Annotated in this window: 14 protein-coding genes and 1 pseudogene; 3 read left to right on the top strand and 12 right to left on the bottom strand. The window is 39.5% G+C overall.

From position 1 onward, the window contains the following. Positions 1–25: 25 nt before the first annotated feature. From aguB to NDM98_RS18195, 3 genes and pseudogenes are all read right to left on the bottom strand, one after another. Positions 26–902, bottom strand: a pseudogene (aguB, locus tag NDM98_RS18205) (N-carbamoylputrescine amidase). Further along, positions 899–1,936, bottom strand: a complete 1,038-nt coding sequence (locus tag NDM98_RS18200; protein WP_373370429.1) for an agmatine deiminase family protein — start codon at positions 1,934–1,936, stop codon at positions 899–901. Before NDM98_RS18200 ends, aguB begins: the two are co-directional and overlap by 4 nt. A gap of 436 nt (positions 1,937–2,372) precedes the next feature. Next, the gene (locus NDM98_RS18195; RefSeq protein ID WP_251610685.1) at positions 2,373–3,116 is read right to left on the bottom strand and encodes an SDR family oxidoreductase; all 744 of its coding nucleotides are present in this window, start codon (positions 3,114–3,116) and stop codon (positions 2,373–2,375) included. A gap of 153 nt (positions 3,117–3,269) precedes the next feature. Between NDM98_RS18195 and ltaE the strand changes: the two genes are divergently transcribed. After that, complete coding sequence (gene ltaE / locus NDM98_RS18190; RefSeq protein ID WP_251610684.1) at positions 3,270–4,307, top strand: low-specificity L-threonine aldolase; 1,038 nt, start codon at positions 3,270–3,272, stop codon at positions 4,305–4,307. Between the two features lie 744 nt (positions 4,308–5,051). On the opposite strand, the gene NDM98_RS18185 is transcribed toward ltaE, so the two are convergent. The 5 genes from NDM98_RS18185 to NDM98_RS18165 form a co-directional block, all read right to left on the bottom strand. Further along, positions 5,052–5,765: a hypothetical protein gene (locus NDM98_RS18185; protein ID WP_251610683.1), complete on the bottom strand. Its 714-nt coding sequence runs from the start codon at positions 5,763–5,765 to the stop codon at positions 5,052–5,054. Further along, on the bottom strand, positions 5,762–6,295 hold the full coding sequence (locus NDM98_RS18180) for a signal peptidase I (protein WP_251610682.1): 534 nt from the start codon (positions 6,293–6,295) through the stop codon (positions 5,762–5,764). The genes NDM98_RS18185 and NDM98_RS18180 overlap by 4 nt, the downstream gene beginning before the upstream one ends. A 112-nt stretch (positions 6,296–6,407) precedes the next feature. After that, positions 6,408–7,289 (bottom strand): S8 family serine peptidase, encoded by an 882-nt coding sequence (locus NDM98_RS23620; protein ID WP_308807769.1) that lies wholly within the window; start codon positions 7,287–7,289, stop codon positions 6,408–6,410. 16 nt (positions 7,290–7,305) lie between these two features. Next, positions 7,306–7,947, bottom strand: coding sequence for a S8 family serine peptidase (locus NDM98_RS18170; protein WP_251610681.1), 642 nt, complete (start codon positions 7,945–7,947; stop codon positions 7,306–7,308). After that, positions 7,931–8,725, bottom strand: a complete 795-nt coding sequence (locus NDM98_RS18165) for a S8 family serine peptidase (RefSeq protein ID WP_251610680.1) — start codon at positions 8,723–8,725, stop codon at positions 7,931–7,933. The genes NDM98_RS18170 and NDM98_RS18165 overlap by 17 nt, the downstream gene beginning before the upstream one ends. A gap of 389 nt (positions 8,726–9,114) precedes the next feature. Between NDM98_RS18165 and NDM98_RS18160 the strand changes: the two genes are divergently transcribed. Continuing rightward, complete coding sequence (locus NDM98_RS18160; protein WP_251610679.1) at positions 9,115–10,353, top strand: helix-turn-helix domain-containing protein; 1,239 nt, start codon at positions 9,115–9,117, stop codon at positions 10,351–10,353. Positions 10,354–10,916: 563 nt separating this feature from the next. Next, a complete protein-coding gene (locus tag NDM98_RS18155; RefSeq protein WP_251611131.1) occupies positions 10,917–11,906 on the top strand; it encodes a PTS sugar transporter subunit IIC in 990 nt (329 codons plus the stop codon). Positions 11,907–11,952: 46 nt separating this feature from the next. Here the strand turns inward: NDM98_RS18155 and NDM98_RS18150 are convergent, their stop codons facing one another. Genes NDM98_RS18150 through NDM98_RS18135 form a run of 4 tightly spaced genes read right to left on the bottom strand, consistent with a single transcriptional unit; the run spans position 11,953 to position 15,467 of the window. Continuing rightward, entirely contained in the window at positions 11,953–12,330 is a 378-nt protein-coding gene (locus NDM98_RS18150; RefSeq protein WP_373370428.1) for a Ger(x)C family spore germination C-terminal domain-containing protein, read from the bottom strand. 32 nt (positions 12,331–12,362) lie between these two features. Then, positions 12,363–13,076, bottom strand: a complete 714-nt coding sequence (locus NDM98_RS18145) for a Ger(x)C family spore germination protein (RefSeq protein ID WP_251610677.1) — start codon at positions 13,074–13,076, stop codon at positions 12,363–12,365. Further along, positions 13,073–14,158: a GerAB/ArcD/ProY family transporter gene (locus NDM98_RS18140; RefSeq protein WP_251610675.1), complete on the bottom strand. Its 1,086-nt coding sequence runs from the start codon at positions 14,156–14,158 to the stop codon at positions 13,073–13,075. Before NDM98_RS18140 ends, NDM98_RS18145 begins: the two co-directional genes overlap by 4 nt. Then, positions 14,142–15,467 (bottom strand): spore germination protein, encoded by a 1,326-nt coding sequence (locus NDM98_RS18135; protein WP_251611129.1) that lies wholly within the window; start codon positions 15,465–15,467, stop codon positions 14,142–14,144. The genes NDM98_RS18140 and NDM98_RS18135 overlap by 17 nt, the downstream gene beginning before the upstream one ends. Positions 15,468–15,478 lie beyond the last annotated feature (11 nt).

The following is a 15,478-nucleotide window of genomic DNA, read 5'->3' as shown; positions in this document are numbered from 1 at the left end:
CCGAATGATTCGACTGGATGTTTTTTTAACGGTTTATCTGTCCGTCATGAGTGGTTAATACATGGTATAAATCAGGACGGCGATCTCTAAATAGTCCCCATTCCACTCGTTGTGCTTCAAGCTGTTTCAGGTCAAACTCAGCATATATGATCTCTTCTGTATCGCGACTGGCTTCCTCAAGTAGGGCACCAGTTGGTCCCGCAATAAAAGATGATCCATAAAAAGTGATCGATGAATCTTCGTCGCTTTCCACACCGATCCGGTTTGAAGCAATAACGGGCATAAGATTCGTGGCAGCATGACCGAGCATACACGTCTGCCAATGTTGTTTGCTATCTACACTCGCATCCTCCGGCTCAGACCCAATAGCAGTTGGATACAATAAGATTTCTGCTCCTTGCAAAGCCATTGCGCGAGCAGCTTCAGGGAACCACTGATCCCAACAAATACCTACACCAATTTTGCCGATACTTGTATTCCATACTTTAAACCCAGTGTCTCCTGGAGTGAAATAATATTTCTCTTCATAGCCAGGCCCATCTGGAATATGACTTTTACGATAAATCCCTAGAATTTCACCATTCGCATCAATCATTGCTACAGAATTATAACGAGCTGTATTCTTTTTTTCATAAAAACTAATGGGTAGAACAACGCCTAATTCTTTTGCTAGTTTTTTAAAGTGAACGATGGCTTGGGTTCTCATCAACAGTTGTTGCATAGGCGTAATACTCAGGCTTCTCTTTTTGACAGAAGTATGGAGTCTCAAATAACTCTTGAAGCAAGATAAGCTTTGCGCCATTTGCCGCGGCATCGCGTACGATTTGATCTGCTCTTTGAATATTGGTTTGAATATCTGAATTACAGCTCATCTGAGTGGCTGCTACTTTTAGTACGCTCATTTTGTGCTCCTTTCTGAGGGGACTTGTTGGGTTGTACAATGTACATTGCCACCTTCTAAGATGATAGCCATCCCGTCAATTGTACGGATTTTACGATTAGGAAAGACTTGTTGTAGTACATCCTGAGCTCTCTGATCATACTCTACGGCATCTCCACCGAATACTGGAAGGATTAAGCCATCATTTACAAAATAGAAGTTAAGATAGCTTAAAGTCAGACGCTGTCCTTCCGCTTCCCGATAAGGAGGCTGTTCGATCTGAATGACTTCAAATGGTCGGCCTAAAGCATCTGTCTCTTGCGACAAAATATGAAGATGCTCTTGGCTTCTTGTATAATTAGGATCTTTAGGGTCATTGCATACCTGCAAAATCACTTTTCCAGGAGCGGCGAAACAGGCAACATTATCAATGTGACCATCTGTTTCATCACCTTCTAAACCAAGAGGCAGCCAGACGGTTTTGCTAACACCAAGTAGTGTACTAAGGTGTTTTTCTACATCCTCTTTGCTTAAATGGGGATTGCGATTTGGATTAAGCAGGCATTCTTCAGTTGTAAGCAACGTTCCCTCGCCATCTACATGAATACTACCCCCTTCTAAGATCAAGGGGGCATCAACGGTTGGAACCTTCATAAAAGAAAGGAGAGCAGGGGCTACCTCATCATCAAGGTCCCAAGGCTCGTATTTTTCTCCCCACGCATTAAAACCCCAATTGATTCCGACTAATTGATTTTCTTCATCTCGTACAAAGGTTGGTCCGTTGTCTCTCAGCCACGCATCGTTATGAGGGAGTGAGATTAATTCAACAGGTGCATGTGTAAAGCGAGGAGAAACTATAGCTTCATCCTCTGGATTTACAACGACCAGAACAGGTTCGAATTCACTTATTGCTAAAATTAACTGTTCGTACCCATCACATACTTGCGCGAAATTTTCTGGATAGACCATTGAATCTTTTACAGGCCATGCAATCATTGTACGTGCATGTGATGACCATTCAGCGGGCATTTTATATTGTTTTTCAGACATGGATATTCACTCGTTTTCTCTTATATTTTTTTCTCGTTTTATCATACTCTAATTGCCTGGATAAATAAATAAGTGTAAAAAAAACATTCTTTTTGGATTTGCTCATAAAATTGGCTAAATTATGTTGACTTTGATCTGGAAGAAGAATGAGAACTAGAACCAACTAGTATTGAAAACGATGAGATGTTATCCTGTTTTTCTGATCTTTTATCCATTAACCAAGATATCGTAGGTTGGATCAAGATAGACGATACTGATTAATTACCCTGTTCTTCAATCAGAGGATAATTAATTTTATCTTAATCGGAATTACATAATGGAAGAAACAAGAGCAGGTAAAATGTAGATTTGTTGTTCATGGAAAACTGGTGAAACGATAAATAAAAAGGAACTGGACACGAGTAAGTACGTCCAGTTCCTTTTTAGTCTTGAGATAAAATGTTTACAATTCTTGTGCAGTTGGGCGGATGATTATTTCGTTTGTTGCTACATCATCCGGTTCACTTATTGTATGACGGATTGCTCGTGCGATACTGTTTGGTGAAATGGCTACTTCATATAATGCATCTGCACCCTGCTTAGCGTCTGAATCAGAAATATGATCCGTTAATTCAGTTTGTACGGCTCCTGGCGAGATAATAGTTGTACGAATATTGTTACCTTCAGCAGCTTCTTCTTTTCGTAAGCCCTCGGTAATTGCACGAACGGCAAATTTTGTTCCACAATAAACAGCGCCACCTGGCATCACTTCATGACCTGCTACAGATGAGATATTAATAATATGCCCGGACTTACGTTCTCTCATATGAGGCAGAACAGCACCAATCCCGTAAAGTACACCTTTAATATTTACATCAATCATCGTATTCCACTCGTCTACTTTTTTCTTATTTAAATTAGCGAGTGGCATTAAACCGGCATTGTTGATAATCACATCAATTTGTCCGTATTTATCTAAAGTGAACTGTGCAAGCTGTTCCATTTCCTCATTAGAAGTTACATCCGCTGTTGTATAGGCCACTTCTACGCCTTCTTTTTTTAGGTTGTTTTGTAGTGATTGAAGCCTGTCCTCTCTTCTTGCAGCAAGAACTAATTTTGCCCCATTTGCACCTAGTTCTTTGGCAGTTGCTTCACCAATTCCACTTGACGCACCTGTAATAATGACAACTTTTCCTTCAATACTCATACTTAACACCTCATTTTTAATATCGTAGTATATGGTTTTCCCGGTGGATGAGATCTAAAACATATCCATGTCATTGAAGTTAACGAATGTACAGACTCTTGGTTTGAGATGATGGTATACTACAGATAAATAAGAGGTCAGGGGTGTTGTGTAATGATTGATCTTCGCAGTGATACAGTAACAAAGCTGACAGACCGGATGAGACAGAAGATGTATGAGGCAGAGGTTGGAGATGATGTATATCGAGATGATCCAACCATGCGTAAATTGGAAGAACTAGCAGCTGACATGCTTGGGAAAGAAGAAGCCCTTTTTGTCACAAGTGGGACTCAGGGAAATCAGATTGCCGTTTTGGTGCATTGTTCGTTAGGTCAGGAAATTATTCTAGAAGAAGGCTCGCATATTTTTCGCTATGAAGGTGGAGCAACCTCGGCTTTTGCGGGTATTCAGCCTTTCCCGATAAAAGGGGAACGTGGATCAATGAATGCATTAGATATTGAAGCAGCTATTCGAGGATCTGATATCCATGAAGCTGAAACGGGATTAATCTGTTTGGAGAACACTCATAATCGAGCCGGAGGTACTGTCACAACTCCTGAGAGTATGAAAGAAATTTATGAAGTAGCAAAGCGGCATCATCTTCCTGTGCATCTAGATGGAGCCAGACTAATGAACGCTGCTGTAGCCTTAAAGCGCCCAATGACTGATTTTACGCAATATGTGACAACGGTTCAAATCTGTTTGTCAAAAGGACTTGGAGCACCTGTAGGGTCGATCATTGCAGGTAGTAGCGAGTTTATTGCAAAAGCACGAAAATGGAGAAAGCGTTTAGGTGGAGGGCTTCGTCAATCCGGTGTACTTGCTGCACCTGGCATCATCGCTCTTACAGAAATGGTTGACCGATTGGACGAAGATCATCAGCATGCAAAGTGGCTAGCAGAGCAAATACATGCACTTCCGCAATTACGAGTTGCTTTCGAAGTTGAGACGAACATCGTCATGATGGATGTCTCTGAGACGGGTTTAACCTCAAAGCAGTTTGTTGAGCTCCTAAAAGAAAACGGAGTCCTTGCTAATCCATTTGCTCCAACAATTGTGCGTTTGGTTACACATTATGATGTAAGCAGAGTTGATATTGAACAAACGGCAGATGTGTTGAGACTCCTAGTCTCAGAGAAGATAGGTAAATAGCTGTAAAAACCTAACAGAGCTTAGGAAAGAAATATAAGGATAAAATATAACGGCGAACGATCCTGATGTGATGTGCATTAGGACCGTTCGTCGTTTAGTTTTGGGGAATTGGTGGAGACTCTACTACTGTAATGGGAGAGGGAATCTTGCGAGGATGCGTAAATGCGCAGCTTCACTATCTAGTACTTTGATAATATGCCTCTAACAACTCTATCTACTTACAAATTAAATAATGGCGGAGATACCTGTGGGAGAAGAGCAAATACCCGCGAGAACAGGGGCATACCCGCGGGAGTAGAGGAAATACCCGCGAGAGAAGGGCCATACCCGTGGGAGTAGAGGAAATACCCGCGAGAGCAGAGTTATACCAACGAGAGAAGAGCGAATACCCGCGGGAGTGGAGCCATACCCGTGAGAGTAGGGCAAATACCCGCGAGAGCAGGGCCATACCCGTGGGAGAAGAGGAAATACCCGCGAGAGCAGAGTTATACCAGCGAGAGAAGAGCGAATACCCGCGGGAGTGGAGCCATACCCGTGAGAGTAGGGCAAATACCCGCGAGAGCAGGGCCATACCCGCCGGAGAAGAGCGAATACCCGCGCCACCAGAGACATACCATCAAATCATTCCAATTCTAGACCCCTAGTAACGCTGACTGGTACCAATCCGTTCTCATATTAATAAAAAAAAGAACCGTTATGTGAGTTTAACCACATAATGGCTCGTTTTTTTGTGTCCTTAGTCTCTTACTTTTCAGCACCATCATCCGTTTGTTTGGCAGTTACGTCTAGAGTAGCTGAGTAAGCTAAGCCTTGATATTCGTTTCCTGCGTTTTCATCAAGCTTTACACCGAAATTTAGGTCAATGTATTGAGCTTCATCAAGCTGCCAGAATTCATTAGTTGATCCAGACAGAGCGCCATCTCCAAGCAAGAAACCGCCTGTGTTGACAGCTCCATCACTAAATGCTCTAAAAGCAGGTGCTTCAACAAAGCCACTGACAATTTCTGCGTCATTTGTAATCTCTGCAATAGCCGCTTGTGTCTCTACTTCATTTGTCACGCCATCAAATAGATCCTGAAGTTTTAATTGGGTTGCTTCTAATACGTCTCTACTTGGTTGGATGGTATACTTAATCGCTATGTATCCAACTTTGAAAGATGAGATATCTACATTTTGATCGAGTTCATGCGAGAATTGGACTTCAAGGTTTGTATCCATACTACCTGTATTTTCAATGGTTAGCCAATCTCCAAATACTAGGTTTGATGGAGCAAAGCCATTGTAGTTTACAATGTTCTCTTCAATATCGTTCCCATTATTAATTTCAAGTGTGCCTGTTGTTAATTGTCCAGTTGCTTGAATCTCAGATGTGAACCAAGAGTAAGATCCAAACCCTGCTCCGAGTACCAATGCACCTGCTAATGCTGTTCCGAGTAATGCTTTTTTTACGTTTTTCATTTAAATGCCTCCTCTTTTTTAGTTGGCTTTGAGAGCCGTTCATATACTGTGATGCCGACATATGCTACTAGTGGTAAAACAATTAACAGCATAAAACCAATCGGTTCAGATAAAAATCTAGCAACGAATCCGAGCTTTGGAATGGAAAAGAGTACCTTGCCGATCACTTGTCCTTCAAAAACAGGCTCCGCATCAGCTACATTGTTGTTATCACCTTTAGTAGTGAAAAAACGATTTTGATCTTGATCCATCGTATCTGTAATTCTGTGTGTGACACGATTACCGTCTTTTGTTCCAAAGGTAATGATGTCATTTGTAGCGAGATCACTTGATGATGTCTGCTGAATGACGATGACATCTCCTTCGCTAAATTCCGGCTGCATACTATTTGAAAGAATTGTTAGGGCTGAATAACCAAATAGATTTGGCGTTTGTTGACTCTGTTGCTGACTTTGAATAAAAAGAAAGGCTACACCCAAGCATAGGAGCCCCAAAAAAGACTTAATAACGAACGAAAGGGTACGCTTCATAACAACCATTACCTCCTGTAGCTAAGAGCACCATTCGCATACATTCAAAGTGTAAAAGGAAGGGAAAGTGTCTGTTTCCAGAACACTTTCCAATCCGGCTCTAAATGTACGTTTAATTAGTGATTCCAGCAGCAAATGGAACACGATATTGCTCATTGCTGTCAGCTTGATTTGTAATATTGATATACCCTTCATATGTGCCCGCTTCAGCCGTTTTTGGACTGATGAAGAATATATTTTGAGTGATTGTTTGACCTGCAGGAACCACAACGGTTTGTGGAGCTTGGAATGCAATGCCATTGAGTGCCGCATCCTTAGAGCCTTGAATACCTACATGGTGATCAAATTCAATCGTAAACGTTTTGCTTTCGGCACTTGTATTCTTAAACGTTACCGATTGGAAGTCTCGAACGTTTTTGCCGTTTTTAGCAAAAGTGCCATAGTTTAATGCTCCAGTTAGATCTCTAATAGCAACTTCATTATTAGTAGGATCTAATGTTAATGTTTCACCTTTTACTTGAACAAGTACGTCTGTTTCAATGGCTGCTACTGGATCAATTTGCCCAGCACCAATTTCAAACACACTATAATCTAGTGTCATTGGATTAGCCGTATTCATTAACGTTGTTTTAATGTCTGCTGGCGATAAGTCCGGCTTCACTTCAAGAAGAAGGGCCGCTGTACCTGCAACATGTGGTGCTGACATTGATGTACCTGATTTACGCCCATACGCGTACTCGTAATCGCCAATATAGTCAGGACCGTTCATATAAGTAGGAACAGGTGATAACGTATTGACACCTGGTGCACTTACTTCAGGTTTAATTGCAAATGATTCATTAACTGGACCACGAGAACTGAAATCAGCTAGTACACCACCTGGAGTTTGTGATTCGCTTCGGTCACCAAACGAGAATGAGCTTTCATCGGTAATCGCATCTCTTAGAGCAATACCATCCTCATAGGTTAAAGAGAAACCAACGACAAAATTCACGCCTTCTCCAAAGTAGTTAGGGATGTGTCCAAGCTCCCGGTATGTTGTTATAGATAATAATCGCTTCTGCACCAGCGGCTTTAGCATTTGCAATTTTATCTACAAACGCCAATTCTCCACGAGCAACAAGAGCAACTTTTCCTTCTGCATCAACCTGATTAAACTCTGCAACTGAACCAAGGCCGGCATAAACAATGCCATATTCACCCGCTTCTAATTCATCAAAATCAGTATCAAACCCGCTTGAGATATTCACAAGGCCAGCTGAGAATGATTCATCAAGATAGCCAGTAAAGTCAGTGAACACTAACGGCACATCGTTGGCACCAACCGTAATGGCAAGTGGAGAGGTACCTGGTGAACCAAGTGTATAAAGACCATCTCTACCACTGTTACCTGCTGAAACAACAGCCGTAACGCCAGCTAAAACAGCATTATTTACTGCAACACTAGTAGGGTATAGTGGATCGTTAACATTAGCCCCAAGAGATAGATTAATAACATCCATTCCATCTTCAACAGAAAGTTCAATACCACCAAGTACATTTGCTGTTGTACCTGATCCATAAGGACCTAATACTCGATAGGAATAAATGTCAGCGTCAGGTGCAATACCTGTTGTGGCAAAATCAGATTCGTTATCACCTTGTCCAAGCAATGGTGCCAGCAACATGTGTACCATGTGATGTATAATACGAACTTCCATTGATATTAAATTCCGGCATTCCTGATGCTAACCAATCATCGTAGGTTGTTTCTTGTGCATCATCATCATTATCGACAAAGTCATATCCACCTTTGTAGGCTGCTGTAAGGTCAGGGTGTGTGTAATCAACACCAGTATCAATGACTCCGACTTTTACCCCTTCACCAGTGATCCCATCAATATGGAGTCGATCAACACCTAGATAAGGCACACTATCTGCCATATAGGGTTCAATCGCTTCTTCTAGAACACTTTCTTCTAATACAGGATCAATGAGTTGAACCTCTTCGTTTTCCCAGACGGTTTTAACACCGTCAATCTCTGAAAGTGCTTCTAATTGATTTGCAGGTAATTCAATGGTAAAACCATTAAAAACGGATTGATACGTATGTGTAATTGTATAAGATGATTGTTTAGTAGATAAGTCTTCCTCAAATGAATCCTGAGACGCTTCTACCTTTGCTTTTGCTTGCGATTCTGTTAGATCCTCACCTTTTTCAAGTGCTTCTGCAATCGCTAAATGCTCGGGAGATTCTTCTAGCTCAACGATGACAGAGACCGTCTCAGTACTATCTAATTTGATGTCATCTGATAGATTGAGTGAACCAGTTTTTGTTTCAGCTGATACTTGTTGTGGAGAATAGCCAAACCCTCCGAATACCAAACTTGTTGACAGTGCGGTTAATACCATTACGTTCCACGGTTTTTGTTTCTTTTTATCGATATTCATCGCAGCGCTCCTCTCAAAATATTGTGTATTTTGTTTATTCATGAGATGAAGTATAGCGAAAATTTGGAGAATATGAATCGATTTAGAGCATTAACACAAATCTCGTAGAATTAGCTAAATAGAAAGTATGTCAAAAGATAGAGTGAATTAGGCATTGTTCATAGTAGAAGCCGAATTAATTGGATTTTTATTAATATGAACTTTCAGATATTTGTGAGAATACCGCAAAAATGACTCAGAAATTTGATATAATTTATAATAATAAGGTGAAAAAAGATAAATAATGAAAAAGTCCTTATTCCAACCGGAACAAAAGTCATGTTTAACTGGTCAGTGTATAGGGTAAGTCCCGGTTTTGAAACGGTAACTAGAAAGGTAGGTAATCATTAATGCATGAAGGATTTATTATAAAATACTATCGAGAACAACAGAAGTTCACACAGCACCAACTTTGCCAGGGGATCTGTTCTGTCGCACATATGAGTCGAATTGAGCGAGGTACAGCACATTACTCTAAAGAGATTACTCAATTATTGAGTGATCGCCTTGGTGTGAATATCAGTCATGAAGTGAAAAAGTTCGAGAAGCTTAAAGAGATATTAAAGAATTGGCATGATTCGATGATTATGCAGGACAGAGAAAAAACAGAGACCTACAAATCATCACTAGAGGATAATGAATTGCTAACACGTTCTAATTTAGCTTTACACTATCAACTATTACAAGTTCGGTATTATCTAACAAAAAAGGATCTAAAAGAGGCTTTGCGATTACTAAATAAAATCGAGTTAAAGAAGCATTTACTGACAGACAGGGAAGAACAGCTATATCTACATGTGAGTGGAGTTCATTGTTTATATACAGGTGAGTATGCCAAAGCACTTGGTTTCTTTAAACAAATTGAACCGGATATTTACCGTAATAATGAGTATTACTATCATCTTGCTATTACATGCTACCGCTTTGGCCACCTTGTAAAGGCATACGAATATGCGAGAACAAGCTTACATTTCTTTAAACAAGCAAATCATTTTCGTAAGATTATCGATGCAGAAACATTAATTTTGCTAACGCAGAGCGGGCAAATTATCCAAGAAGAAATGGATCATGTCAAAAAGAAGTACACAGATTTAATGCGAAGCTGCGATTTATTTGGTGAAAATGAAAAAAAAGGAGTTTTGATGTGCAACCTTGGCAAAGAATACTTCTTAGTTTCTAAATATAGAGAATCAAATTCATATTATAAAGCTGCACTTGAGCTGTATAAACAGTGTGAGCAACCAGACTACTCAATGCCATTATTTGGATATATTCATACTAGTCATTTATTACAGAATGTAGAGCCTCAAAGTGTATTATTGAGACTAGTTAATGAAGGGACTCAACTAGCTAAGAAGAATGGGAATATAGGCAATACAAAAAGGTTTAAATTGTTAACTTATCTTATAAAAGGTCAAACAACTCGTTATTACACGTATTTACATGAAGCTTTTATCCCGTACTTAAGGAAGAATGGAAATATAACATTAGCTAGCTATTATGAAAAGCAATTGTTCCACTATTATGTTGATGCAAACGAAGGAGAAAAAGCTTCTCAAGTTGCTTATTCATATATAAAGGGGAGTTAGAAGCAAAGCGGCAATACAGGATAATCATACGCAGTGTCAGCCGGCCGAAGACAGTGAAGTGAAGGTTCACTGTCTTCGGCTTCATACTTGCTTGGCGCTAATGAAAAAGCATTGATATCATTCGTTCACTAAATAAGAGGTTTCATTAGTTTAGGAAGTGTTTGAAGAACGATTTAGATGCGGGTAATAATCTGTTGGGAATTAGACACTCTCACCTAGCGAACGAGATTGGTGGCTGACTTCATCGGAACAAAGAGATAAGATTCACATTCACCGGTGATAGATAAATTAGGAGTCTCCGACATCTCTATCCTCTCTTATATCTTTTGGTGACGCTTTAATAAAGATGGAACCAGAAAATGTTTTACACGCTTGTTCTCTGGTGCTATGATAACTGAATAAACAGACAGATGAGCCGCTCTTGTTACGTTTACTGTGTAACGAGAGTGGTTTTTATAGGATGATACTTTATTGATTTAAATCATATTAGTATATGTATAAGAGAGAACCGTCTGTAAGAAGGATTTGGGGTGGAGTCGTTGAAGGAATATGTAATTGATCGGATGTATAAAGCATCTGCAGGAGTAGCAAATGCGGTCTTAGTTACTCTTGCCATTGGATTATTGTTTGAGACATTTGGAAACTTTTTAGGATGGAATGCCTTCTTAACAATAGGTGGAATTGCAAAAGTTCTACTTGCGCCAGCAATTGGAGCAGGAGTCGCCTATCAGCTTGGTGGGAATACGCTAGTCATCTATAGTGCTATCATCTGTAGTACGGTGGGTGGAGGAGCGATGAAACTCACTGAATTTGGTATGGTTATGGTAACCGGTCAGCCTATCAGTGCATTAATTGCTGCACTTGTTGCAACGTATGTAGGAAAAAGGGTGACAGGAAAGACCAAGTTGGATCTAATGGCAATACCACTAGCAGCAACACTTGCAGGTGGGATAACCGGAGTGGGTGCTGCTGCTGTTGCAACGCCACTCTTAACAGCGATGAGTGCCGAGATTACAAGCTCAGTGCAAGGATCACCCATTTTAGCATCAAGTATCATTGCTTTGGCATGGAGTGTTCTATTAATGACACCAGCATCGTCAGCGGCATTAGCTATTGCATTGCAAATGGATCCTGTTTCTAGTGCTGCGGCTCTTATAGGATGTACTGCTCAATTTGCAGGATTCACGGCCATGTCGCTTAGGCAAAATGATTTAGGTGGGTTCTTGGCTCAGTCCTTGGTAACGCCAAAAGTCCAATTTCCTAACTTGGTGAAGAATCCAAGACTAGTTATTCCAACCTTTGTAGCTTCGCTTATATGTGCACCAATTGCAACGATTCTCTTTAATTTTGAAGCAACTTATGAATTAGCAGGACTTGGTATGAATTCATTAATAGCACCTCTTAGTATCTTGTCGACACAAGGTTGGTCAGGCTTATTGATTTTCTTATTAATGGGAGTGGTAGTCCCGATTATTATATCGCTATCTCTTTACGTAGTAATCAAACGTCTTGGCTGGGTAAAACCAAATGCACTGCATGTTGAGGTGCAATAAATTAAACAAAAAGATTCCTCCATCTTAAAGGGGGAATCTTTTTTTATTAGTTAATAATTCCGTGAGTAATAATTTCTACTTTCACATTAGCCTTCATTTGTATGTTCGGGTACATTTCCTTCCACTCCATATTTCTCCAATCGGAGTAATGGTGAGCTTGGACACGTCTGCCAATGGCAAGGTAATCACAATTAGCTTCTTTTATCTTATCTAACACATCATTTGCTTCCCTAGTTAGTTGCTGTGAAAGATCCGTATTAAGCTTCTTAACGGTATCTCGAATGTACAGATGATATCCTGGATATTCATTGGCATCAATTTTTAAAACTAATTCAATGTTTACTTCGAAGTCACCATCATTTGTTTTTGTGACCTTTAATTGTCGAGTCATTTTTTCGACGTCAACAGTAACATAGTCATAGATTTTGATATCCTCCGATGAGTGAACCTTTCTGGTTATCCTATGTTCTCCTTTTTTACTACAGCCAATAAAAGAAGCATAATGGTTTCATCAGAATTTAGCGTACCTGTCATATGTCGATCACTAAATAATGCTGACCCGGTTAATTTTGCTCCAGCCTGCTTATCAAGGACCTGAAGTCTAGGAAGGACAATGTCTTGGCCATCATCATAGATAATGGCCAGTGTGTTTTGCAGGTTCACAACGGGAATGGCACCCGTGTCCTCAGCACTAATTAATAGATCGCGTAAGTAGTCACTAATAAGAGGTTTATTCTCTGTTTCAACATGTAGGATAGGTTCTGCTTCCCCGTCTATAACAGCAAGTCTTGCTGTTAATGAGCTTAGTGGAGATCGATAGTTACCATCTAATACGGAGTATATATCCTGTTCTGCTAATTCTCGGCTAAACATCGTAATTTGATTTTTAGAAGCAAACAATTCACTACCAATTTTCTTATCCAATTCAGTACGACTGTCACGAATGGAATGACCTTCAGCTGTAACGATGGTTGTTGTTGTTGGAACTTTTTCATTGGAATTCCCGCTAACTAAAGCAATAGTCAGTTTAATCGAATCGTTCTCTGAATCAATGTCTATGGCTTGGCTGTTAATAAGCGCTACATCCTTTAGGAGCTGCTCGTCCCAACATCCAGAAAGAAGAAGTAACAAACTGAATGCAAGGATTATTATTTTTGTCAGTTTTCTCATGAGGACTCTCTCCTTTTAAACAGAACCGCATAAAGCAAAAGCATAACAGGGATAATCGCCATGAATAGAATGCCAACGTAATCTATATAAATTAACAATTTTCTTACTGTTAATATATTCTGCGGTATTAGGGCTAACACAGAAATAATAGCACCTGAAAATATATTAAACCATAAGGGTTTTTTATGATTAAAGACTGTTGTCATCCCACTTGAAGCCATATAAAGATAACTCACAAGGGTTGCCAGAACAACAATTGACCAAATGGCAAGGAAAATTAAATCAATTCTTTCTATTAGAACTAGTGAGATGGTTTTGATCATATAAAGAAGTGGCTCAGGTAAAATCTCAAACTGTCCTGGGCTAAAATAGACAAAGGATGCTACAACGGTAAACGTATAAATCGCCGTCACCAATACATTAGCATAGGTAGCTGCTACTAACTTTTCTTTATTAGAGCCCTTTACTAGCGGGTAAAGGATGGTTACAATAAGAAACCCTTGCATCGACAAAGAAGCAGTGAAAACACCTTTTCCAATTTCCATCCAAGTAGAAGTGAGAATAGGCAAAAGGTATAAAGGTTCGGAATCAAAAAATGCATAGGTAGCAAGTAACGGTATTAGTAACATGATTGGTCCAATGATTGTCATAAACCTAGCAATAACTTGTATGTTGCTATTAAGTAAATAGAGGCATGCAACTACAAATAAGGGAATGGCAATAATGTCTGGCGTTTTATTCAGTACCCATACAGAAATGAGAAAATTAAATACAAGCAAAACAAATGCTGCAACAGCTAGGTAATAAGCAATATAGAGGATAGATATTATCTTACCAAGCGTTTTTCCTAACAGAGATTCTAACATCTCGTAGAATGTAAATGCTGGAAATCTGATAGCGAGTAGCCAAACCAAAATAAGTAATAGTTGAGTAATGATACCCGCAATCAGTACGGAAATCCAACCATCCGTTTTTGCTGCATGATAAATGTTATATGGCAATGTCATAATACTAATGGCAATTTGAGTTTGAACAAAAAACCAAAAAAATTGCACTAAATTAATACTATTTTCCTTTTTCACGTTGTCTCCACCACCAAGAATAGCCTTGTTGTTTAAGTTCTTTAGGTTTTGTCGCAAGCGGTCTTGTATTAAGTAGCCAAACAGGCATACGAATGACAGTGTCCTTCATATCTTTTAAACGAAATGGTGCAATTGGAGACAAATAAGATCGCCCGAATGATGTTAATTTACAGAGGTGGATGATAAGCAACATCGAAGCAAGAGTCACACCGAGAATGCCGAAAATCGCTGATAAGAACATAAATGGAAAACGTAACACCCTCACAACAGAGTTCATTTCAGGAGAAGGAATAACAAAAGAAGCGATAGCTGTTAATGCTACAACAATGATCATCATGTTTGATACAAGCCCAGCATTTACTACCGCTTCACCTATAACTAAACCACCAACAATACCAATGGTTTGCCCGATTGGTGATGGAAGACGAACCCCGGCTTCTCTAATTAATTCAATGGTGAATTCCATAATGAGTGCCTCTATCAAAGGTGGATAGGGGATGTTTGCTAATGAATTTTTAACCGGCAATATGAGCGGATTGGGCAATATCTCATAATTAAAAGCCACGACAGAAATATATAAAGCAGGCAAGGTGACCGCGATCGCTAAGCTGAGAAACCGAATCACTCTGTAAAAAGACCCAAGAATAAAATGAACATTATAATCATCAGGCGATTGAAAAAAAGCAAAAACAGAGATTGGAGCAATAAGGGCAGTAGGACTTCCATCTGTTAAAATGACAATTCTACCTTCTAATAGATGGGAGATGATACGGTCAGGTCTTTCTGTATATAAAAGCTGCGGGAAGGGTGAATAGGCACCATCCTGTATATATTCCCCGATAAATCCAGGGGATATGACAAGGTCAGATGAAATATCCTTTATCCTGTCTTCAATTAATGTTACTGTTTCGGGATCTGCTATATCATGCATATAAACAATAGCCGTTTCACGTTTTAGTTTATTACCTATTTTTGTCTTTTTTATGCTTAGTTCTGGGGTTTGTGCTCTTCTTCTTAATATATTTAAGTTTACAAATAAGCTTTCAACTAGACCTTCATGAGAGCCACGAACAATTTTTTCGTTATTAGGTTCCTCAATGCTTCTATCAAAAAACAATCCAACATTAACATAAAGTAAATCAGGATGTCCTTCTAATAAGATAACGGCGAAGCCACTAGTTAATAAGTTTGCTTCTTTGGAAATACTACTGCTAACTTTTTTATTAGATGATGTAATGAGATCTTCTATAGAGTAACGGTCGTCGTACTTCTCCTCTGATAGGGGGACAAAAAACGATTGCTCTAATATATCGGTATCTA

It is taken from the genome of Alkalicoccobacillus plakortidis (assembly GCF_023703085.1).
Taxonomy (GTDB): domain Bacteria; phylum Bacillota; class Bacilli; order Bacillales; family Bacillaceae_D; genus Alkalicoccobacillus; species Alkalicoccobacillus plakortidis.
The sequence above is the reverse complement of the archived record's forward strand: the minus strand, read 5'-3'. Positions and strand labels throughout refer to the sequence as shown.

Coding starts and splice junctions, on each gene's coding strand:
- NDM98_RS18145 (WP_251610677.1), bottom strand. CDS start 13,076: ATGAGAAAACTGACAAAAATAATAATCCTTGCATTCAGTTTGTTACTT.
- NDM98_RS18165 (WP_251610680.1), bottom strand. CDS start 8,725: ATGAATATCGATAAAAAGAAACAAAAACCGTGGAACGTAATGGTATTA.
- NDM98_RS18195 (WP_251610685.1), bottom strand. CDS start 3,116: ATGAGTATTGAAGGAAAAGTTGTCATTATTACAGGTGCGTCAAGTGGA.
- NDM98_RS18160 (WP_251610679.1), top strand. CDS start 9,115: ATGCATGAAGGATTTATTATAAAATACTATCGAGAACAACAGAAGTTC.
- ltaE (WP_251610684.1), top strand. CDS start 3,270: ATGATTGATCTTCGCAGTGATACAGTAACAAAGCTGACAGACCGGATG.
- NDM98_RS18155 (WP_251611131.1), top strand. CDS start 10,917: ATGTATAAAGCATCTGCAGGAGTAGCAAATGCGGTCTTAGTTACTCTT.
- NDM98_RS18185 (WP_251610683.1), bottom strand. CDS start 5,765: ATGAAAAACGTAAAAAAAGCATTACTCGGAACAGCATTAGCAGGTGCA.
- NDM98_RS18180 (WP_251610682.1), bottom strand. CDS start 6,295: ATGAAGCGTACCCTTTCGTTCGTTATTAAGTCTTTTTTGGGGCTCCTA.